At 48.5% G+C, this 21,557-nt stretch carries 17 protein-coding genes; 11 read left to right on the top strand and 6 right to left on the bottom strand.

Annotated features, from left to right (window positions below):
- The first annotated feature begins 1 nt into the window (after position 1).
- From H6G50_RS19160 to H6G50_RS19150, 3 genes are all read left to right on the top strand, one after another.
- A complete protein-coding gene (locus H6G50_RS19160) occupies positions 2-763 on the top strand; it encodes an N-acetylmuramoyl-L-alanine amidase (RefSeq protein WP_190719874.1) in 762 nt (253 codons plus the stop codon).
- A 152-nt stretch (positions 764-915) separates the two neighbouring features.
- Complete coding sequence (locus H6G50_RS19155) at positions 916-2,370, top strand: hypothetical protein (protein ID WP_190719870.1); 1,455 nt, start codon at positions 916-918, stop codon at positions 2,368-2,370.
- Positions 2,371-2,924: 554 nt separating this feature from the next.
- On the top strand, positions 2,925-4,400 hold the full coding sequence (locus tag H6G50_RS19150; RefSeq protein WP_190719868.1) for a hypothetical protein: 1,476 nt from the start codon (positions 2,925-2,927) through the stop codon (positions 4,398-4,400).
- Here the strand turns inward: H6G50_RS19150 and cobS are convergent.
- Positions 4,397-5,170, bottom strand: coding sequence for an adenosylcobinamide-GDP ribazoletransferase (cobS, locus tag H6G50_RS19145; protein WP_190719865.1), 774 nt, complete (start codon positions 5,168-5,170; stop codon positions 4,397-4,399). The two genes, H6G50_RS19150 and cobS, sit on opposite strands and share 4 nt — an antisense overlap.
- A 10-nt stretch (positions 5,171-5,180) precedes the next feature.
- A complete protein-coding gene (locus tag H6G50_RS19140; RefSeq protein ID WP_190719862.1) occupies positions 5,181-5,660 on the bottom strand; it encodes a hypothetical protein in 480 nt (159 codons plus the stop codon).
- A 361-nt stretch (positions 5,661-6,021) separates the two neighbouring features.
- Between H6G50_RS19140 and H6G50_RS19135 the strand changes: the two genes are divergently transcribed.
- The 3 genes from H6G50_RS19135 (at position 6,022) to H6G50_RS19125 (ending at position 8,248) form a co-directional block, all read left to right on the top strand.
- Complete coding sequence (locus tag H6G50_RS19135; protein WP_190719857.1) at positions 6,022-6,594, top strand: Uma2 family endonuclease; 573 nt, start codon at positions 6,022-6,024, stop codon at positions 6,592-6,594.
- A gap of 41 nt (positions 6,595-6,635) precedes the next feature.
- Entirely contained in the window at positions 6,636-7,052 is a 417-nt protein-coding gene (locus H6G50_RS19130; protein WP_190719855.1) for an MAPEG family protein, read from the top strand.
- Between the two features lie 416 nt (positions 7,053-7,468).
- Positions 7,469-8,248 carry a PD-(D/E)XK nuclease family protein gene (locus H6G50_RS19125; protein WP_190719852.1) on the top strand — a complete coding sequence of 260 codons (780 nt, stop codon included), beginning with the start codon at positions 7,469-7,471 and terminating at the stop codon, positions 8,246-8,248.
- 145 nt (positions 8,249-8,393) lie between these two features.
- Here the strand turns inward: H6G50_RS19125 and H6G50_RS19120 are convergent, their stop codons facing one another.
- Positions 8,394-9,527 carry an ABC transporter ATP-binding protein gene (locus H6G50_RS19120; protein ID WP_190719850.1) on the bottom strand — a complete coding sequence of 378 codons (1,134 nt, stop codon included), beginning with the start codon at positions 9,525-9,527 and terminating at the stop codon, positions 8,394-8,396.
- Between the two features lie 93 nt (positions 9,528-9,620).
- On the opposite strand from H6G50_RS19120, the gene mrdA reads away from it, so the two are divergent.
- Together mrdA and H6G50_RS19110 are read left to right on the top strand one after the other, a co-directional pair.
- Complete coding sequence (gene mrdA, locus H6G50_RS19115) at positions 9,621-11,477, top strand: penicillin-binding protein 2 (protein WP_190719848.1); 1,857 nt, start codon at positions 9,621-9,623, stop codon at positions 11,475-11,477.
- A gap of 285 nt (positions 11,478-11,762) precedes the next feature.
- On the top strand, positions 11,763-12,575 hold the full coding sequence (locus tag H6G50_RS19110; protein ID WP_347239966.1) for an ABC transporter permease: 813 nt from the start codon (positions 11,763-11,765) through the stop codon (positions 12,573-12,575).
- Positions 12,576-12,594: 19 nt separating this feature from the next.
- Here the strand turns inward: H6G50_RS19110 and H6G50_RS19105 are convergent, their stop codons facing one another.
- From H6G50_RS19105 to H6G50_RS19095, 3 genes are all read right to left on the bottom strand, one after another.
- Positions 12,595-13,494, bottom strand: coding sequence for a sugar ABC transporter permease (locus H6G50_RS19105; RefSeq protein WP_190719846.1), 900 nt, complete (start codon positions 13,492-13,494; stop codon positions 12,595-12,597).
- Positions 13,495-13,538: 44 nt separating this feature from the next.
- On the bottom strand, positions 13,539-13,793 hold the full coding sequence (locus H6G50_RS19100; RefSeq protein WP_190719844.1) for a MoaD/ThiS family protein: 255 nt from the start codon (positions 13,791-13,793) through the stop codon (positions 13,539-13,541).
- Positions 13,794-13,940: 147 nt separating this feature from the next.
- Positions 13,941-16,547, bottom strand: a complete 2,607-nt coding sequence (locus tag H6G50_RS19095) for an EAL domain-containing protein (RefSeq protein ID WP_190719842.1) — start codon at positions 16,545-16,547, stop codon at positions 13,941-13,943.
- Between the two features lie 379 nt (positions 16,548-16,926).
- On the opposite strand from H6G50_RS19095, the gene H6G50_RS19090 reads away from it, so the two are divergent.
- The 3 genes from H6G50_RS19090 (at position 16,927) to H6G50_RS19080 (ending at position 21,241) form a co-directional block, all read left to right on the top strand.
- Positions 16,927-18,246 carry an FAD-binding oxidoreductase gene (locus tag H6G50_RS19090; protein ID WP_190719840.1) on the top strand — a complete coding sequence of 440 codons (1,320 nt, stop codon included), beginning with the start codon at positions 16,927-16,929 and terminating at the stop codon, positions 18,244-18,246.
- 35 nt (positions 18,247-18,281) lie between these two features.
- The gene (locus H6G50_RS19085; RefSeq protein WP_190719837.1) at positions 18,282-19,658 is read left to right on the top strand and encodes a heterodisulfide reductase-related iron-sulfur binding cluster; all 1,377 of its coding nucleotides are present in this window, start codon (positions 18,282-18,284) and stop codon (positions 19,656-19,658) included.
- Between the two features lie 137 nt (positions 19,659-19,795).
- On the top strand, positions 19,796-21,241 hold the full coding sequence (locus tag H6G50_RS19080; protein ID WP_190719834.1) for a GUN4 domain-containing protein: 1,446 nt from the start codon (positions 19,796-19,798) through the stop codon (positions 21,239-21,241).
- Positions 21,242-21,557: the final 316 nt, after the last annotated feature.

Genomic DNA, 21,557 nt, shown 5'->3' with positions numbered 1-21,557 from the left:
TATGACTAAATTTGGAATTGACATCGGACACAATTGCCCCCCAGATACCGGCGCAGTTGGAATTAAAAAGGAAGACGAGCTAACAATGGCAGTTGGAACCCGCTTGATTAAAAAACTGGAAGCAGCGGGTCATCAAGTCATTAATTGTACGCCTCGCAGCGCTTCTAGCGTTCGAGAATCGCTCCAAAAACGAGTTGATACGGCTAATAATGCAGGGGTTGATGTATTCGTCTCAATTCATTTTAATTCGTTCAATGGCAATGCGAATGGGACTGAAATTTTCGGCATGGGCAATGAATCTCAGCAAATCGCGAGAAAAGTTTTAGCAGAAATTGTTAAGCTGGGCTTCAAAGATAAGGGCGTGAAGACGGCTAACTTTTTTGTCCTCAAACATACCCAGATGCCTGCGATTTTAGTAGAGTGCTGTTTCTGCGATTCGATGCGGGATATGGGCATTTTTGACGTGGAGGAAATGGCAGACGCGATCGCAAAAGGACTCGGCATTACTCCCACCGATCCCGATCGCGATTATACCCTCAAAGTTACCGTTCCCACCGTCCTTAAACCTTCCACCGAACAAGCGGTTGATATCGAACGGGAACATCCGGGAAGTTGTATCGACATTGGGCTAGGGAACTACCAAATTGAAGACTTGCTTGGTTCTGAAGAAGGTCACTACCACATTAAGTGGAAAGATGCAAGTCAAGGCAGCCGCGAAGCTCATTTTGTCTTTGCCGGTCATGCTAAAGTTGTTGAAGTTTAGCTCGGAAATTATAGCTTCGCGAGTAGGGGCGCAAAGCTTGCGCTCCGGATGCTCTTTATTAAACTTAATATCCCTGTCCAGGGTGCGATCGCGCTTTTGAATTCCGCGCTATCTATCCTTTCTCATTTCAATCGTTACCAGGAGTATTTAAAATGTCCGTTCCTTTAGTTGCTATTGGCGATAGTATGACCCAAGGCGTGACCAGCGGGAGTATTTTTCGCACCGAAATTTCTTATCCCGCCCGTATCGTTCAATGCTTGGGAAACTTTGACTTTAAACGGCCCAATTTTATGGGCAAGGGCGGTTTGCCCCTGAACTTAGAAAAAGTCTTGCGAGTCTTAGTTGATAGCTTCGGCGTTCATGTCGATTATAACGAAATTGTTCAAGCTGCCGTGCGATTGCAAGGTCTACTGGATCGCACTGAAGATTATTGGGAACGGGGCGACGGCACAAAAGCGACTGAAACCGGCCCCTTGCATCACAATTTAGCAATTTCTGGCTTTCAATTGGGCGATTGCGACACCTTAACCGAGCGGCTTTGTCGCGATTGGCTGCCAGCACCGAGAAATAATCTACTCTCGCAAATTCCTGACTTTCCGATGTACCGCATCGCCCGCCGTACTCTCAATCCCAGCTATAGTTCTCAATACGAATCTCTCACCCAAATTTCGGCAGCAAAAGAAATTGCTGCTTCCCAAGGCGGGATTGAAAATCTCATCTTTTGGTTGGGCGCTAATAATTGCTTGGGAACGGTTACTAACTTACATCCAATCGAGTCTACGATAGAAGATATCGATCGCGTCCCTCACAGCCGCAAATGCAATCTCTGGAAACCCGAACACTTTCAAATTTTGCTCGATCGCGTCGCACCTAAAATCCACTCAATTGGCGCTCAAAACGTCTTTATCGGCACGGTTCCTCACGTCACAATTCCCCCCGTGAGTCGCGGAATTACCCCCGGTAAACAAGGCAAAGATGCGCTGAGTGCGGATGGTTACTACGAATACTATACTCACTTCTGGATTGCGGATGATGAGTTTAGCAAAGACCCGAAAAAATATAACTACCTCACCCGCGAACAAGCCCGTTATATCGATCGCACCATTGACGAATACAATCATGCGATTAAAAATATGGCAGAAAGGTATGGATGGCACGTCGTCGATCTTTGCGAAAAACTCGATAGTTTAGCCTTCCGCCGTCGCGCCGGAAACGTAACTTATGTTTTCCCCCAAGGATTAATTGATGCCTTACAAAAGTTACTTCCGCAGCGCCTTTCTGCATCGGGAGAACCTCTCATTGATACGCGCTATATTCGCATCGTTCCCGAAGCTTTCGACCCAGAACAACGCCTGATTGGGGGTTTAATTGGTTTGGATGGTTTTCATCCAACCCCAGTTTGCTACGGGTTAATTGCTTGGGAGTTTATGAAGGTAATGGAACAAGTTGGCGTTTCTGTGAATATCCCGGCAAATTGGTGGCAATCGATCGTTCTTTCAGATACCTTATTAATGGATCCGCCAGCCAATTTGGAATATTTAACCGATACGTTAGGTTTTCTCTACCGACAAACTATTTTACGGAAGTTAATCGACAGTTTTGTTTGAGTTATTGTAGAGTAGAGTGGAATGAGGGGCTAGCACTGCTCATGAGTGTCAACTTAACGTGAAACCCAGAAATAGACCGCTGTTTAAGCATTAGCTCTCGATCCCCCCTAGCCCCCCTTATTAAAGGGGGGAACCGGAACTCATTCAAAGTCCCCATTCAACAAATAGCGAAGCATCTTCTATCCTCCCCCTTAGTAAGGGGGATAAGAGGGGGATCGTTAGGGGGATAAGAAGGGGATCGAAATTTTAGGAAAAACTCAGGGCTATCAAGGATAGTAGGCTTAAGTTGACACCAATGAGCACTGCTATGCCCCAACAGAAAAATGGAGCGTCTCGCTTTAGTAAGAAAGCGGAATAAAAGTAAACCAAAACTGTGAGGGCGCGTTAGGTGAATTAGCATTCGCCAAAAAAAGTGACCCTCCGTAGGGGCAGGTTTATTGAACATTCATCGATATTGATTAACACATCGATGGCTAAACCTGCCCTTATCGAGTTAAGTTGATTTTCGCTAACCGAGCGAGCGCTACAATTGGGTTACATCAGGAGTCTTAAAAATGTCCGTTCCTTTAGTCGCTATTGGCGATAGTATGACGCAAGGCGTGACGAGTGGGAGCATCTACCGTACTGAAATTTCTTACCCCGCTCGCATCGCACAATGTCTCAATAACTTTGAGTTTAAATATCCCGATTTTATGGGAAAAGGAGGCGTACCGCTTAACTTTGAAAGAGTTTTACGCTTGCTTGTTGATAACTACGGCCCCAACGTTGACTTATCGGAAGTTCCTCGCGCCGTACTGAGAATGAGACGCTTTCTCAGCAGCGTTGAAGACTATTGGGAAAAAGGCGAAGGAGCGCAATCTTCTCAAACGGGCCCCTTACATCATAATTTAGCAGTTTCCGGCTTTCAATTGGGCGATTGCGATACCTTAACCGAGCGAGTTTGTCGCCAGCTTCTCTCACCCGCTAAGTCAAATTTTTTGGCGAAAGTTCCGGAATCTCCCCTGTATCGAATTGCACGCCGCACGCTGAATCCGAGCTTCGATCCCCAATACGAATCGCTGTCGCAAATTGGAGTAGCGACAGAAATTGCTCGCTCTCAAGGGGGAATCGAAAACTTAATTTTTTGGTTGGGTTCAAATAATTGCTTGGGGACTGTTGTGAGACTTTTACCTCAAGGTCATAAGTTAGAAGAGATTGAATCCAAAATTGAAGATGTTGGCAAGTGGCCGCACCAACGTCAATCTTACCTTTGGAAACCGGAACACTTTCAAATTTTGCTCGATCGCGTTGCCCCAAAAATCCAAGCGATTGGCGCTGAAAATGTCTTTATCGGTACGGTTCCTCACGTGACCATTCCGCCCATTAGTCGGGGGATTACGCCGGGTGAACGAGGATCGAGGGCGCTGAGTTCCGACGGCTATTACGAGTATTACACTCACTTTTGGATTGGGGACGAAGATTTTAGTAAAAATCCGCACAGTTTCCCCTATTTAACCGCAGACAACGCGCGCAAAATCGATCGCGCGATCGATGCTTACAATGAGGCAATAAAACAGGCTGCGCAGCAGTATAATTGGCACGTTGTCGATATTTGCGAACAACTCGATCGCCTCGCCTTTCGCCGCCAAGTCGGACAAGTCACTTATGAGTTTCCGCCGGGATTGATTGAAGCATTGAACGAACTCGCCCCCAAGCGCATTTCGACAGCCGGAAAACCGCTATTAGATACGCGCTATATCCGTCTCGTTCCCGATGCTTTTAACCCCGAACAGCGCGTTACTGGCGGTTTAATTGGCTTGGATGGTTTTCACCCGACTCCTGTTTGTTACGGGTTAATTGCTTGGGAGTTTATGCAGGTGATGGAACGAGTGGGAGTGGAAATAAACATTCCTAAAAATTGGTGGCGTTCTATCGTTCTTTCCGATAGTTTATTGATGGAACCGCCCGCCAACTTAGAGTACCTCACCGATACATTGAGTTTGGTCTATCGCAAAGCCATTTTGCGAAAGCTACTCGAACATTTCGCTTAAATTGTTGGGGCAAAGACTGCCAATAAACAGAGTAAAAAAGCCTCCGTCCACTCGACGACTGCACCGTAAGTATCGCCGGTGTGGCCGCCGAGTTGCCGATTAAACCAGTATCCGGTCAAAAACGCGATCGCGCCACCCCCTGCAACCATCGCCGCTACCCAACGCCATTGCGTTGCATCTATCGCTAAAATACTGCCCGCCAAACCCAGCAGTACAAATAACCCCAACAGCACATCCTGGGGAGAACGCAGCGATTCTTTGTGAAACGCACCCTTCCCAGTCGGCCTGAGATAAGGATAGCGCGCGATCGCGACAACTTGCCCCCAACGCCCCCACCCCATCGCCGCTATCAACGCCAAAGCGCGATTTCCCCCCATCTCGCTTAAAGCCGCCGTTTTCAGTACAATGAGGATAACGGCCGCGATCGCGCCAAACGCCCCCGTCGCGCTATCCTGCATCACCTGCAAGCGCCGTTCCCCATCCTGCACCGCTAATCCATCCGCCGCATCCATCGCCCCGTCCAAGTGCAATCCGCCCGTCAAAGCAATCCCCAAACTCACCACCAGCGCGCTGCGGGTTAAAACTGGCATCCCGATTAAAGTTAATCCTGCGTCTGCTAGCGCTAAAATTCCGCCCAATAATAGCCCGATTATCGGTGCAAAACGCGCAATTCTTTCAATCGTGAGGGGGAAAATTTGGGGTAAGGGGATACAGGTGTAGAAGACAATCGCACTGAGAAAGGAAGAGATTAGGGATGACGTATTGGACATAAAGATATTATTACGATTTCTTTTCTTTTTTACACCAATTACAGACTTCTCGGGTTAGCTTTTCTCCTTCTTCTGCCGCGTCCTTGGCTTTTTGTAAAAAACTATCAATCGGTTGAGTCGGTTCCCCCGGTTCGGATTTAACAATTGCATGAATAGCTTCATTTCGATAACGCCGCCACCGATCGACTGCTTCAATTAAATCTGGATAAGAACCCGATGGAAGCCCATCTTTAAATTCAGAGCGCCAGCCTTTAATCAGTTTACCAAATGAAGGAAAACTCCCATTTTTTAAAACAAGTGGATTGGGAGCGTCTGGACGAGAGAGAAAGCTGAGGAGGCGGTCGGAGATAATACTTTCCTGAATCGTAATTGCTTCCAAGAAAAACTGATTCTCTAACGCTAATTTAATTCGCGACCACGCCTCTCGGTAGGATTCGTACTTATTGACATTTCCTGAAATCTGTTTTGATGAAGCTTCGCTTTTTCTCACGTTTATAATTCCTTTTGAATATCGCGGCAATCTGACAATTTCAGTGTCATTAGCCTTAAGTATACATTGAATAAGTGGATCTGTACGTTTAAATCGCTCGCGCAACACTTTATTGATTAAAAACCATTCTAAATTTTATTAAAATAGATTGTTAGATTTCCGTATTTTTATGAAAAGAATATTTGTCAACTGTATAGAATTGCTATATCTAGCATTTTTCGTTTGCGTGAGGTACACCGTGCGGGCGAATGCCATTCGCCCCTACCCATCTAATTTCAACTTTTGTACCTCATCCATTAGAAAAACGCTATACAGTCAGAGCAAGATAAAATAATAGAAGCGTATTCAACAACTACAAACTATGATAGCGCTCCCTGCTGGATTCAGCCCTCAAGACTATCTCGCCCTCGAACGCGATGCAGAAATTCGCCACGAATATCGACAGGGTTTAATTTACGCCATGTCCGGCAGTAGCGACGACCATGATGAGATATGTCTCAATCTTATCGAACTTCTGCGGCAAAAACTTCGCGATTCGGGGTGTGCGGTGCGATCGGGAAATGTAAAAGTCAATTATGCCGATGCGTTTTTTTATTACCCCGATGTCTTCGTAACTTGCGACGAACGAGACCGCGAAGATCGTTACGTCAAGCGCTATCCAAAGCTGATTGTCGAAGTGCTATCCCCTTCTACCGAAAAATTCGATCGCGCTGAAAAATTCGAGGATTACCAACAAATTCCTACCTTAGAAGAATACGTTCTTATTAATCAAGATCGAATGCAGGTTGAATGTCGCCGCTGCGTTGTTACTCGTGAAGGGGAAAAGCAGTGGGAAACGCAGAGTTATGGGGCAGGGGAATTGGTGCAATTCAAGAGTGTCGAATTAGAAGTCGGGATCGCGCAATTATATCGCGGAGTCAGTCAAACAGGTTAAAATAATTAACGATTTAACTGTAAATTCCCCCGATACTCAAAATGACGATTACCTTATCGCCTTGGCCGAGTTTAGTCACCGTTTGCGCCCTAATCGTTTACTTCGGCGTAACCATTAACGTCGGACGCGCGCGCGCTAAATATAAAATTTCACCGCCGCAGATGACGGGAAATCCCGACTTCGAGCGCGTCATTCGCGTTCAACAAAATACCCTCGAACAACTGATTATTTTCCTGCCTTCCCTTTGGTTATTTGCTGCTTTTGTCAGTCCTCTTTGGGCGGCAGGAATTGGGGCGCTTTGGATTGTCGGACGCATCTTATTTGCTTGGGGATACTATCAAGCTGCCGAAAAACGAGTTCTCGGCTTTGGGATTACTTCTTTAGCGACCATCACGTTATTAGGCGGTTCTTTCGTTAAAATTATTTTAGCGATCGCGAATTCGGGCAATACCCCCTAACACTCTCGGACAACCGCTATCTCCAATGAATTAAATGTACTACATTGACAAGGTTAAAATCGTGGCTGACGCAATTCCTGAAATATTTGTTAAGTCTTGATTTCAGCGATCTCTTTCTTCCTTGTTTTAACCTTGCCAAGGTACGAGCAAAAGTCCTAATACCAATTTAAGATTGCGTTGCCTAGAATAAACTCTCCTAAATTATCAGGATAACGGTGCGTTACGCTTCGCGCTCCACACCCTACTTTTCATTCTATGCAGCGACCCATCAATCTGGTATAAACGAGTTGTGTAGCGCTATATCTATCTTCTGTCACTTGCCGAAATTAAGACCTAACTTACATCTTTAACTCCCCATCAGGAACATACCTATAAAATTGGTTAATATTGACAATGAGTTCCTGCCCATAACTGAAATGACTATTGCTCGTCTTTCTCAAGGACATCTCAACCTCCTCGACACTTGCCCGCGCAAGTTCCAGCATATATACTTAGACCAACTCGCTTCACCCCTCGATCCCGAACAGCAAGAACGCCTCGCGTGGGGGAGTCAATTTCACTTGTTGATGCAGCAGCGAGAAATGGGGTTGCCCCTTGAGTCTATCCTTGCAGAAAACGATCGCTATGCAAACGCGATCGCATCCCTAGTTCGAGCGGTTCCCGAAATTGCCGCCCCCAGTCCTGACAGTCAGCGCGAAGCCGAACATTACCGTTCTTTTGCCTTTGAGGATTACACCCTAAGCGTCATCTACGACTTGCTGGTTACGCACCCCAACAGCGCCCACATTCTCGATTGGAAAACTTATCGCAAACCGCTTGACTCTCATAAAATTCAGGCAAACTGGCAAACGCGCCTTTACCTATTCGTCCTCGTGGAAACCTCGAACTATACGCCCGAGCAGCTTTCGATGACGTATTGGTTCGTTCAAGGCAGTCCCGAATGCGCGACAATTCCCTACAGTCGGCAAAAACACGAACGGACGCGATCGCAACTTCAATCCTTATTAAACCAACTCAACGCTAATTTAGAACGCTATTACAGTGCTGGAATTCCTTTTCCGCAAGTTCCCGAAACAAAAGGAGAGTGTGAATACTGTACCTTCAATCGTCGCTGTCAGCGATCGCGCACTGATAATCCCTCGCTTGCACTCGACTGGCAAACGCTAATCGAAGAGATAGAAGAAGTTGCGCTATAGCATCGTATTCCCGTTAAAAACAAGACAAAATTCTGTGAATGACTCGTTCGTTAAAATCTTTAGGAAAGTGGTGTCGTACTTGAGAGTTGTTGTTCGATTGTTGTGAGTCATAATAGTTTGTAATTCGTAATTCGTAATTCGTAATTTACCCTTCATCATTCATTTCTAGAGCTAAGCAATCTTTCGCCGACCAGGAAGCGTAAACGGGTGCGTCGAGTTCGGGGAGGTCGGGAGCGGGGTTAGGTTGCATGACGATTAAGGTTTCGCCACTTTCGAGGGCGACAACGCACTGAACGCGCGTTCCGAGGTACATGGCGTGCTGCAAGCGTCCTTGAAAGCAGTTATCGGCGCTTGCTGGTGGCTGCGAACTAAGGTTGATTTTTTCGGGGCGGATGCTAACAGCAATCGTGTTTGCGGGCGGTACTGAGGGAGATTGTACCGCGATCGCAAGCCCAGTCTGGGTCACAAGCTTGACAATATTACTGTCTTGTGTATTGAGTTCGCCCTTAAATAAATTCGTATCGCCGATAAAATCCGCTACAAAGGCAGTGCGAGGACGTTCGTAGATTTCGCTCGGCGTACCGACTTGCTCGATTTTCCCGGCGCGCAGGACGGCGATGCGATCCGATAGCGACAGGGCCTCTTCTTGGTCGTGCGTCACCATCACAAACGTCAAACCTAACTCTCGATGCAAACGGCTTAACTCCACCTGCATTTCCTTGCGTAACTTCAAATCTAGCGCTCCGAGTGGCTCATCGAGCAGCACCACTGCCGGACGATTCACTAGCGCCCTCGCCAGCGCCACTCGCTGGCGCTGTCCGCCCGAAAGCTGGTTCGGGTAACGATGGGCAAAAGTTTCCATTCTCACCCCCGCCAGCGCCTCGGCGACCCGCGTTTCAATCTCCGTTTTCGGCAACTTCTGAATCTTCAGGCCGAAAGCAATATTTTGCGCTACTGTCAGATGGTTGAAGAGGGCGTAACTTTGAAAAACCGTATTCACCGGACGGCGGTAGGGCGGAACCCGGTTCATCAGTTCGCCTTGGATGAAAACTTCGCCGGAAGACGGAACCTCAAAACCCGCGATCGCGCGCAGAATTGTCGTTTTCCCGCAGCCCGACGGCCCCAGAATGCTGAAGAACTCGCCCTTGCGAACCTCAAGGCTTACCCCCTTAACCGCTGGTTCGCCATCAAATACCTTATAAAACTGACGCAGTTCCACATCTAAGGCGGGAGATATTGCCTCAACCCTATTATTTTCCGGAATAAACGTTTGAGCCATAGGGAGATAGGTAGTATAAATTCTCGAGATTGTTAAAATATTTCCGCAAGTTATTTGTTATTTTATTGGCTAATGCCCCATTGACTCATCACCATGACGCAAGTCAGTCCGCTTAACACTGTCAATCCGATCTCTAAAGCCGAACGTAAAGGCACTCAACGTACCGTCGGCAGCGTTCCTCGGTCTATATTCATTATGACCGTTATTAGCTTGCTGCTCCTCGGTGGAATTGGTTCTCGTTTGACCTATCTGCAAGCGATCGAAGGTCAACACAATCGCGAACTCGCAGAGAACAATCGCATCCGCCTCATTCCGCGACATCCCGTGCGCGGTACCATTTTCGATCGCAAAGGCAGAGTTCTCGCCAATAGCAGCCTGTCTCACTCTGCCTTCGTCTGGCCTCTAGCCCAAAGCAAACCCACCTGGCCGCAAACCGTAAAGCGTCTTTCACAAATTTTAGACATTCCCGAAGCAGAAATTCGAGAAAAGGTTGCCGCTGCGGGTAATAACTCAGTGACCCTAGTCCGCATTGCCCGAGGGCTGGATGTCGAAAAAATCACTGCGCTCGAAGAATACAGCCAAGAACTCGATGGGGTAACGGTCGATATCGAGCACGTTCGGGCTTACCCTCTCAAGGGTTTAGGAGCGCACGTCCTCGGCTATACGGGCGAGTTAAATGCTGAAGAATTTAAGGAACGCCGCAAGGAAGGTTATCGTTTAGGCGATATTGTCGGCAAAATGGGCGTGGAAGAAAGCTTAGAACCCTTGCTGCGCGGTGAATGGGGCGGTCAGCAAGTAGAGGTCAACGGTCAGGGTAAAGTCGTGCGCGTTCTGGGGCAGAAAGAATCAAAAGCCGGACAGGATGTCACCATCACCCTCGATGCCAACTTGCAAAAAGCGGCTGAATCTGCCCTCGGTTCCCGCAAGGGGGCAGTGGTTGCCCTCAACCCTAATAATGGCGCAGTGCTGGCTATGGTGAGCTATCCCACCTTCGACCCGAATATCTTCTCGGGTCGGATTACGCCGCAAACCTGGAAAGAGTTACAAGGGGAAGGGAATCCCTTCGTCAATCGAACCATGCGAGGTTTTCCGCCCGCTTCAACGTTTAAAGTCGTGACAGCGACAGCAGGAATGGAGTCGGGTAAGTTTTCTCCCGATACTTATCTCAACACTTTTGCTTATCTCAACGTGGGGGGAACGGCGTTTGGGGAATGGAATAAGGCCGGGTTTGGGACGATTGGTTTCGTGCGCGCTTTAGCAATGAGTAGCAACACCTTCTTCGGTCAAATTGGGCGGGGCGTGGGCGGGCCGACGTTAATCGATTGGTCGCGGCGTTACGGTTTCGGGGAGAAAACGGGGATCGATTTGAGCGGCGAGTCCAAGGGGTTAATCGCCGATGAGGAGTGGAAGCAAAAGAACTATAACGATAAGTGGGCGGTCGGCGATACCATTAATATGTCTATCGGTCAAGGATTTACTCAGGCAACTCCCCTGCAAATTGCGGTTATGTTCTCGGTTATCGCCAATGGCGGCGATCGCGTCAAGCCCCACCTCTTAGAAGATAATCGCGATGCCCAAGAGTGGCGCAAACCCCTAAATTTGAAACCCACAACCCTCGAAACCATCCGCAATGGGTTGCGATCGGTCGTAACCTCGGGAACGGCTGCTGCCCTCAATTACGTGCCGATGGCAGGGAAAAGCGGAACCGCAGAAGCACCTCCGGGACCGACTCATGCTTGGTTTGGCGGCTATGCCCCTTACGATAAACCGGAGATTGTCGTCGTGGCGTTTGTGGAACATTCCGGCGGCGGCGGTGGCAAAACAGCCGGCCCGATTGTCGCGAAAGTTATTCAGTCGTATTTGCAGGATAAGGCAGGCATAAAACCGGAGGAGACTAAGCCAGAAAAAGTAGGGCAGGCGGAGGCGAGTGGCGTAGATAACGACCGTTAATTAATGGATAATGGATAATTGATAATGGATAATGAATGACCGTTGATTAATGGATAATCGACCAATGGCACTGAAATAAGAGTTGAAAAATCGCCTGTAGAGACGTTGACTTGCAACGTCTCTACAGATAATTTCGTAGGGTGGGCAGCGCCCACCAGCCTTAAGTCAGTGCCATTCGATAATGGACAATTGATAATGGATAATGAATGACCATTGATTAATGGATAATGGACAATTGATAATGAGCCGTTAATTATTCGTGTCAATTTATTAGGCAGCGAACCCGTGGATAGCGAAGCGCAAACAACGAACCGTAGTTTAAAATTCTCTTGGCTGGCAATCTTTTCGCTGCTGATGTTTTTCTATATGTACCTGCCAATTTTTGTGCTGGGGTTCTATAGTTTCAATCAGTCGCCATACAGTGCGGGCTGGCAGGGGTTTACGCTGAAGTGGTACGTGAAGTTGTTTGCGGACGGGCGAATTTTGCGATCGCTCCAAAATAGTTTAGTCGTTGCGCTTTGTGCTGTGGCGATCGCGGCCGTATTGGGGACGATGATGGCGGTGGGATTAGCCCGCTATCGCTTCCCCGGAAAAGGGTTATATCGCGGGATTGCCTACTTACCGCTGATCGTACCCGATATCGCGATCGCCGTGGCTACCCTCGTCTTTCTCGCCGTCGTTAACGTTCCTCTCAGCCTGGGAACGATTGTCGCCGCCCACGTCGTCTTCTGCCTCGCCTACGTCGCCCTCGTCGTCTCCTCGCGCATCTCCCAACTCGATCCTTACCTTGAAGAAGCCGCCCTCGATCTCGGTGCGACTCCGACCCAAGCTTTCATTCAAGTGCTGCTTCCAGAACTCGCCCCCGCCATTTTAGCGGGATGTTTACTCGCTTTCGTCTTGAGCATGGATGACTTTTTAATCGCGAGTTTCACTGCCGGAACGGGTTCGACAACGCTACCGATGGAAATTTTTAGTCGCATTCGGACTGGCGTAAAACCGGATATTAATGCCCTCAGCGTATTATTAATTTTTGCTTCTGCTGGTGTTGCCATTCTTGCTGAATATTTACGCACCCGCAGTGCGAAAAGAATGAGATAATTGGTGATTTTAAATTCCGTTATCGATTATAAAATCCTCTCTCTTTAGAGAGCAATAAATTCATAATTGAAAGAACAAAAATTATCATAAATAACACTAACCCCACCGCACAAGCATATCCAATTTCTAAATTTTTAAAAGCCTGCTCGTACAAATAATAAACAACTGTTTTAGAGCTATTTCTAGGGCCACCTTGAGTCATAATATAAATTTCCTCAAAAACTTTAGTCGCCGAAATGGCTGAGATGACAGCAACTAAAATCAAGTAGGGTTTCATTAAGGGTAAGGTAATATCCCAATGCTTGCGCCAACTCTCCGAACCATCCAAAGCGGCTGCTTCGTAGAGTTCGGGTGAAATCGATTGCAACCCCGCCAAATAAATAACCATGTAATATCCTAAGCCTTTCCAGATTGTCACTAACATCACACTCCAGAGCGCCCACTTAGGACTGGTTAACCAAGGAATTCCATCTTGCATCCCGACGGTTTTTAAAAATTGATTGAGCAACCCATTAGAGGCATAAATCGCTTTCCAGGCGATCCCCGCCACTACCATTGAAATAACAACAGGCGTATAGAAAGAAAGACGAAACCAATGAATTCCGCGCAGCTTGCGATTAACCAAAATTGCTAAACCCAAGGGCGCAAACACTAAAGCCGGAACAACAACGATTAAGTACAAAAGCGTGTTGCTCGCGGTTTTCCAAAAAACTTCATCCGTTAATAAGCGCTGAAAGTTTTTGAAGCCGATCCATTGGGGGGCTGCGATCGCGTCGTAACGAGTCAGACTCAAGAAAAACGCTTGCAGGGCGGGCAAAAATACCGTCAGTCCCAGAATCGCCAAAGCTGGGAGCAAAAAGAGGTAGGGCGTGAAGTTAATGGGATGGGAGGGGCGATCTTTTAAGGATCTGCGAAGCATCTGAAGAGCCTTGATTATCAGGGGGTTTAATGGTTAATTATTCCTTATCCGCCGCTCGTCGGAGGAATTAAAACGACTTCATCGCCGTCTTGTAAGAACGTATCGGCTTCTACAAACTGATAATTAATCCCAAAGCGGGTTAAACTTCGCCAGCGTTCGAGTTCCGGATGTTCGGTAATGAATCGCTCTAAAACTTCGGAAACGGGGGATTGAGAGGGAAGTTGTAGCATTAATTCGGAAGCTTGGTAAGCTTCTTGATAGGCAGCAAAGAGTTTGACGGTAATTGCGATTGCGCTCATTTTTTATCCTCACTTTGGCGGTATAAGTAGGCGGTTGTAATTAAATAGAATGCGGGGAGGGCGGGTTTTGAGTTCTAGATCGCTCTCATAACAACAGTTTCAGCTAAACCCGCCCCTACAGGTCTTGTTAACTTTTTTGATGCCCCCCTACTTATCAGTGCGGGAAAGACCTCCGACGGGATACTCTCTCAAAAACTGGGTGGCTGCGTCTGCTGCTAAAGGATAACTTAATAAGTAACCTTGAGCGATATCGCAGCCGACTTCCCGCAGGAATTCCAACTGTGCCTCTGTCTCCACGCCTTCAGCGATCGCGCTTAACCCCAAACCGCGTCCTAAAGCAACAATCGCGTTGATAATCGCCGCATCGCGAGAATCTTCCGTCAAGTCTCGCACGAAGGAGCGATCGATTTTCAAGGAATCCAAGGGGAACAATTTCAACGTCCCTAAAGAAGAGTGACCCGTCCCAAAATCGTCCAGCGCAATTTTAATCCCTAATTGCCGCAAACTTCTCAAGACTGAATTGGTAAATTCAACATCCTGCATCGCAATACTTTCAGTAATTTCTAACTCCAAGTAATGGGGTATCATTCCCGTTTCTTCTAGGATGCGCGTCACGATTCCGAGCAAGCGCTTGTCCTGAAATTGTCGCGCCGATAAGTTGACGGCGATTTGCACCGGCGGTAAATTCAACGTTTTCCAGGCTTTACTCTGCATACAAGCCGCTTGCAACGCCCACTCGCCGATTAAAGAAATCAAGCCCGTCTCTTCAGCTAAAGGAATAAACTGATTCGGCGATACCTGTCCGAGTTCGGGAGAAGACCAACGCAGTAGCGCTTCCATTCCCGATATTTTACCCGTGGAGAGGGAAATTTGCGGTTGGTAGTACAACTCAAACTCTTGACGTTCGAGGGCGAGATAGAGATTGTGTTCGAGTTGCAATCGTTGCTTGACGTGAATGCCGATCGCGGGGTGATAGAGTTGGTAAGTATTGCGACCCTTTTGTTTGGCGCGGTAGAGGGCTGCATCGGCGTGACGGAGTAGGGTATCGGCATCTTCGCCGTGAAAGGGAGCTAAGGCAATGCCCAAACTTGCTTTAATGTAAAGATTTTGACCGTTGAAGGGAAACGGAACGCTTAAGGCAGCTAGCAATTTCAAGGCTGTAGCGGAGGCTTTTTCTGCGCTCTGAATGTCCTGCAATAAGATCGTAAATTCATCGCCGCCCCAACGCGCTACCAAATCGCCACTACGCAGGCAACTGACTAAACGATTGGCTGCATACTGAAGCAAGCGATCGCCAACGTCGTGTCCTAGGGTATCGTTAATCATCTTGAAGCTGTCAAGATCCAGGAAAAACACCGCTATGAGCGATTTCGGATTCGAGTGGAGGTTGCGCAGAGCAATGGAGAGGCGATCGCAGAATAACATTCGCGTTGCCAATCCCGTCAAGCGATCGTGATTGCTGTGGTGGTCGATAGTCCGCTGCAAGCGCCATTCCATCACCGACATATACAAATGCGCCCCCAGCAAACGAGCGAGATTAATTTCACTAGAGCGCCATTCGCGCGCCCTGCTTTGACTCTTTTGCTCGGAAGTAGGAACAGATTCCCCTTCAATCGGCGCGAGACGCTCGGGAGCGCTGGGCTTCGTCCAACTGACCTGCATCGTAGTGCTGTGACGAAACAGCGTCAGACAGCCGACGCAACCCTGGTAATAGCACAACGGAACAATTAAGATCGAACGAATCGGCGTGGTTTGGAACGCTCCCTTTAAGGCGGAGATGCGGGAATCGCTGTAGAGGTCGGGAATTGCGCAAACCGGGTTCTGGGCATCTTCGCGCTCTGCCAAAGAACCCCTGACTTCAGCCTGCGGTAGCGGACGAACTTCCCATTGTCGAGCTTTGGTCGGCAAGGAGGTCCCCAGCAATAGACTTTGCCAGAAAGGCGTTTCTTCCAGATATGGAATATTCGGTTGGTCGCCCGTTACAAACAGTTCCGCCGAACGAGCGCTCCGGTCTGGGAGAATATATAACCGCGCTCCGTTGCAGTTGAGCGCGCGAACGATCTCCTCCATCGCCGCCTGTTTGCGCTGCGAAAATGTCTGACCGGTGTTGAGTATGCTGCTGATACGCTCGATAATCGCGTGATGTTCTTCTTGTTCGAGAGCGCTTTGGAGCCGTTGGTTTTGCGCGATCGTCATTGCTAAGTGCTTTGCCCAACCTTGCAGTAATTGTACCTCTCGTTCTTCATACGGGCGCGGCTGGCTGCGATCGACAACCATTAGTCCCCAAGAACGCTCGTCAACCAGGATGGGGAGCGCAACTGAATAACGAACTGCCATCGTCGAAAGCCCCTCGGGATCGCAAGGATCTAGTGCTGGCCCCTCAGCACTCAAATCCTCCGGCCCGCGCACCGCAAAGCGAATCCCTGCGGGCGCGCGCTGCCAAGGCCAATTCTCAACCGACAAACACAAACCCAGTAAGGACGGAAGATAGGTTTTATCCACTGACTCGGCAATCACTTGGCTGCGCTTATCTTCCCCTGTTGCGTGAAGGGTAACGCGATCTGCTTCTAAAAACATCCGAATCGTGCTGACCGCATTTTCGAGGATTAAGGATAGTGCTAGCTCTGGAGGCATCGGCAAGGAAGGATAGGAAACGCGGTTTGGTAATGCACTTGCTGCTGGAACTTCGGGTGAAGATTCCTCCGAAATGCGTGCAGTCGCGCTCGAGATTGGCTTGGGGTCTAGATCTACCATACGCTCGGGAATATAGTGGGGAGGTCATTAAAGGAAACGCTCGAACGGGGTTCGAGACACTCCACGTGACTCACTATGACTAAGTTTTATTAAAGTTTGAAGGCTTGGAGCAGACCTAGATGATTGACGATCCAGACCGCATCGCAACAGAATAAAGGACTTTCACAAATTGCCAAAAACAAAGCAATTCACGTAGGATAAACAAAGCCTACTGCGATCGACTGCTAAAATTGACTCGCTTTGCAGACAGAATGAGTTCCCCCGATAGCACCCGTAAAAATTCACAATAAGTCATTCTTTTTTTTAGCGCGATGATTTTATTGTATCGATAAAAAAACTCGAGCTTCAATCCTAACAATTTGGTTTTTAAATATCCAAGATGAGAACGAGTAGAAAGTCAAACTGGGAACCCGAAAAAATTGCAACGATCCTCGAACGACCGGACTTTAAGCTGACCGATCGGGCGGCTTTAGCATCGGAATGGCAACAACGTCTCCAAAGCGCTACGTTAGCCGATCCTCCCCTCTATTTCGTCTCGCCTGCTACGAGGGAGGATTTGAGCGAGATCTTACAACAGTGCGATCGCCACGCATGGCCGGTACTGCCCTGCGGTAGCGGCAGCAAACTCAACTGGGGCGGACTCCTCACCCAGCCCGTTGCCCTCGCCCTCAGCACCCAACGCCTCGATCGCATTATCGAATATGCGATCGGAGATCTCACCGCCACTGTTGAAGCCGGAGTCAAACTCGCCGACTTACAAACTCTCCTCGCCCGCCACGGTCAATTCCTCCCCCTCTATCCCACCGCCCCGGAAAGCACCACCATTGGCGGTTTAGTCGCCACAGCCGACACTTGGCGGCATCGCTACGGCGGCGCGCGCGACTCGATTTTAGGGCTGAGTTTTGCCCGCGCTGACGGACAAATCGCTAAAGCGGGCGGGCGCGTCGTTAAAAACGTTGCCGGTTACGACTTAATGAAGCTTTTTACGGGTTCCTACGGCAGTCTCGGCATCATCACGCAAGTGACATTTCGCACCTACCCCCTCCCGCCCGATTCCGCCACGTTAGTCTTAAGCGGAGATAGCGACGACATCGCCCGCGTTGCCCAAACTTTAATTGCCTCTAACCTCGCGCCCGTGCAAGCCGATGTTCTGTCTCGCGCGGTAACTCGCGCCTCGGGCTGGAAAGAAGGGTTGAGTATTGTCGCTCGCTTCCAAAGTATTCCCGAAAGCGTCCGAGAACAGTGCGCCCAACTCGAAGCAATCGGCAAGCAATGCAGCTTGCAAGCTCAGAATTATCGCGATGCGGAGGAGGTTGCATTATGGGAGCGATTGCAAGAACTGATTCGCAATCCTGCCTCGCCGGACGCTGTAACTTGTAAGATTGGGGTAGCGCCTGCTGATGCTGTGGAATTTTGCGATCGCGCCGACTCCATTTCCGAGCAGCGTTCCTTAACTGCCCTTCATCTCGGTGTCGGTTTGGGACGCTTGCAACTCGAAGGCGAAAATCCCCTACCAGCCCTCAAACAATTACGCCAACTCTGTCAAGAAAAACAAGGATTTCTGACGATTCTCGAAGCACCCGCTCGCCTCAAACAACAAATCGAACCTTGGGGATATACCGGCAATGCTTTAACGTTAATGAACAAAATCAAACAGCAATTTGACCCCAAAAATATATTGAGTCCGGGACGATATTAATAATTCGTAGTTCGTAATTCGTAATTCCTAATTTCATGCAAACTTCAGAACCAATTTTAACAAACCTGCCCAATGTCGAACTTCCCCCGAGTCAAAACGAGCGAGGTTTCGATTCCAAAAATCCGCCATCGCCCGACTTAATAGATGCCTGCGTTCACTGCGGTTTTTGTCTTTCAACTTGTCCGAGCTACCGCGTTATCGGGAAAGAAATGGACTCGCCGCGAGGACGCATTTATCTCATGGATGCGATTAATAAAAGCGAAGCCTCCCTTTCCGAAGCAACTGCGCCCCATTTTGACTCTTGTTTGGGATGTTTGGCTTGCGTTACAACTTGTCCGTCTGGCGTTCAATACGATAAACTCATTGCTGCAACGCGCCCTCAAGTCGAACGAAATCAACCCCGAAGTCTCCCCGACCGACTGCTTAGAACTTTAATCTTTAATCTCTTTCCTTACCCCGCACGTTTGCGTTTGGTTTCCATCTTCCTTTGGCTTTATCAAGTTCTGGGATTACAAAAAATTATCCGCGCGACGGGACTTCTTAAAACTTTCTTTCCGCGCTTAGCCGCGATGGAATCAATCTTACCTGAAATTAAGCTCGATAAAATTTTCACGAATTATCCCAATGTTATCCCCGCACAAGGCGAAAAACGCTATCGAGTTGGCATGATTTTGGGCTGCGTTCAACGTTTGTTTTTCTCGCCTATTAACGAAGCAACAGCACGAGTCTTGACCGCGAATGGTTGCGAAGTTGTCATTCCGAAAACGCAAGGCTGTTGCGCCGCCCTTCCCGCCCACCAAGGTCAAGAAGAACAGGCAAAAACTCTCGCAAGGCAAATGATTGATAGCTTTGCAGGAACGGATGTTGATTTTATAATTATCAATGCAGCCGGTTGCGGTCATACGCTCAAAGAGTACGCTCATATTTTGAAAGATGACCCCGAATATCGAGAGAAAGCTAAGGAATTTGTTGCTAAAGTTCGGGACATTCAGGAGTTTTTGATGGAAGCCGGTTTTGTTGCAGAACTTAACGCGATCGCGCCCGACAACTTGACAATTGTCTATCAAGATGCTTGTCATTTATTGCACGGACAAAAAATTAGCGTTCAACCGCGTCAATTGCTGCAAAAAATTCCGGGCGTTAAATTAAAAGAACCTTTAGATGCAGCCTTATGTTGCGGCAGTGCGGGGGTTTATAATATGCTGCAACCCGATGTCGCTGAAGAGTTAGGACAGCAGAAAGTTGACAATTTATTGAATACGGGCGCGCAGTTAATTGCCTCCTCTAATCCGGGCTGTTCGCTGCAAATTATCAAGCACTTACGGCAGAAAGGGGTAATAATGCCTTTACGACATCCCATCGAACTTCTAGATATTTCGATACGCGGGGAAAAATTGACAATCGAGAATTGAGAATTGATAATGGGCAGTAGAGGGTGCGGCTGTAAGGTAGTCGGTCTAGTCCGAAATCTTAAGGCAGTTGGCAATTTATTATTCAGCGATCGCAATTCCCCATTGTCAATTATCCCCTATCCATTATCAATTAATCGGTGTATTGTCTCAATCCGAACTGCAATAACCCTGGTAATAACGATCGCGATCGCATTTGTTGCGCTTGCGGTTCTTCGCTGTTTCTTAAAGAGCGTTACTTTGCGGGAAAAGCACTGGCGCAAGGCGGGTTCGGACGGACTTTTTTAGGACGCGATCGCGATCTTCCCACTTCGCCGCACTGCGTCATCAAACAACTTTACCTCCAACAAACCAGTCCCGGTATCCGCAAAAAAGCGATCGCGCTGTTTCAACAAGAAGCCTCACTCTTGCAACAACTCGGCACGCATCCGCAAATTCCTACACTCTTGGCGCACTTCGAGCAAGACGAACAACTCTATCTCGTACAAGAGTACATCGAAGGCGAAATGCCCAGCCCTGCAATGTGGCAGCAAAGCGGCAATCCTGAAGCCCAAACTTGGAAACTGCTCAAAGATTTGCTCCCCGTTTTACAATTTGTGAGCGATCGCAACATCATCCACCGCGACATCAAACCCAGCAATATTATTCTGCGCTACAGCGATAGTAAATTTGTCCTAATCGACTTTGGCGTATCGCGCCTTCTCACCGATACCGCGCTTATGGGCGGCGCAACGACAGTCGGAACGCCGGGATATATGGCCCCCGAACAACTGCACGGAAAAGTTCTCCCAGCCAGCGATTTATACGCATTAGGCGTAACTTGCCTGCACTTATTAACCGGCGTGGAACCCGATCGCTTGTATGATGCGATCGCAGAACGCTGGACGTGGCGCGAACATCTCCCTCCCAACCTCAAAATTAGCGCTCAACTGAGCAAAATTCTTAACGCCCTCGTCCAACCCTCGCTCAAACAACGCAGTTCTTCCGCCGCCGCCGTCTTGCGAGAAATCGGAGTTTTCCCCGTCGCCCCTCCCCCTTCGATTCCGCCCACCCCCGCCCCCAACCCCGATCTCATTACCACCGAACTCAGCCCTTCCCAAAAACCGCAAACCCGCGCCAGCCGCGATCTTGAAGCAACCATTCTCTGCGACTACAGCGCGCTTAAACAGCACTTGCGCCGCCAGCACTGGCGAGAAGCGGATGAAGAAACGCAACGGATTTTATACGCTCTAACCGGGAAACGCCCGAGCGAATATTTATGCAGCGACGATCTCGAACGCATCCCCTGTGCAGAAATCAAGATGCTCGATTTATTGTGGGAACAGGCGAGTAAGGGGCGATTTGGCTTTAAAGTGCAGGCACAAATTTATCAAAGCGTAGGGCGACAATATAACTTATTTTGCGATCGCGTCGGCTGGCCGAACCATCAATCGCCCAGTGAATTTAAATCTGTTAACTACAGTCTGCGCGCTCCCGTCGGACACCTCCCTTTCAGACGTTGGAGCGGCGGTTATACTTGGTGGAAACACCTCGATTACATGACGGAAAAGCTGATTCAATGCAATATTATTGCTGATGAAAGATAAACAATACGTCCTTAACAACCTGTAGAGACGTTGTATACAACGTCTCTACAGTCCGGCAATACGGTTGTCAGTCGCGATCGAGTATCAGTCATTGGCAAACGAGTCAATTAAATGCCTACCTTTGCCCGCGCTACAGGGCTTAATATTTACCTTATATAGCGCTACTTGCCCGATCGCGAGCAGTCCTAAAAACTGAAAGTATTGATGGGTGGGCGCTGCCCACCCTACTACTCGATTACATGACGGAAAAGCTGATTCAATGCAATATTATTGCTGATGAAAGATAGACAATATGTCCTTAACAACCTGTAGAGAC

This window comes from Oscillatoria sp. FACHB-1406, from assembly GCF_014698145.1.
Classification (GTDB): domain Bacteria; phylum Cyanobacteriota; class Cyanobacteriia; order Cyanobacteriales; family Spirulinaceae; genus FACHB-1406.
The sequence above is the reverse complement of the archived record's forward strand: the minus strand, read 5'-3'. Positions and strand labels throughout refer to the sequence as shown.

Coding starts and splice junctions, on each gene's coding strand:
- H6G50_RS19160 (WP_190719874.1), top strand. CDS start 2: ATGACTAAATTTGGAATTGACATCGGACACAATTGCCCCCCAGATACC.
- H6G50_RS19155 (WP_190719870.1), top strand. CDS start 916: ATGTCCGTTCCTTTAGTTGCTATTGGCGATAGTATGACCCAAGGCGTG.
- H6G50_RS19150 (WP_190719868.1), top strand. CDS start 2,925: ATGTCCGTTCCTTTAGTCGCTATTGGCGATAGTATGACGCAAGGCGTG.
- cobS (WP_190719865.1), bottom strand. CDS start 5,170: ATGTCCAATACGTCATCCCTAATCTCTTCCTTTCTCAGTGCGATTGTC.
- H6G50_RS19135 (WP_190719857.1), top strand. CDS start 6,022: ATGATAGCGCTCCCTGCTGGATTCAGCCCTCAAGACTATCTCGCCCTC.
- H6G50_RS19130 (WP_190719855.1), top strand. CDS start 6,636: ATGACGATTACCTTATCGCCTTGGCCGAGTTTAGTCACCGTTTGCGCC.
- H6G50_RS19125 (WP_190719852.1), top strand. CDS start 7,469: ATGACTATTGCTCGTCTTTCTCAAGGACATCTCAACCTCCTCGACACT.
- H6G50_RS19120 (WP_190719850.1), bottom strand. CDS start 9,527: ATGGCTCAAACGTTTATTCCGGAAAATAATAGGGTTGAGGCAATATCT.
- mrdA (WP_190719848.1), top strand. CDS start 9,621: ATGACGCAAGTCAGTCCGCTTAACACTGTCAATCCGATCTCTAAAGCC.
- H6G50_RS19105 (WP_190719846.1), bottom strand. CDS start 13,494: ATGCTTCGCAGATCCTTAAAAGATCGCCCCTCCCATCCCATTAACTTC.
- H6G50_RS19100 (WP_190719844.1), bottom strand. CDS start 13,793: ATGAGCGCAATCGCAATTACCGTCAAACTCTTTGCTGCCTATCAAGAA.
- H6G50_RS19095 (WP_190719842.1), bottom strand. CDS start 16,547: ATGGTAGATCTAGACCCCAAGCCAATCTCGAGCGCGACTGCACGCATT.
- H6G50_RS19090 (WP_190719840.1), top strand. CDS start 16,927: ATGAGAACGAGTAGAAAGTCAAACTGGGAACCCGAAAAAATTGCAACG.
- H6G50_RS19085 (WP_190719837.1), top strand. CDS start 18,282: ATGCAAACTTCAGAACCAATTTTAACAAACCTGCCCAATGTCGAACTT.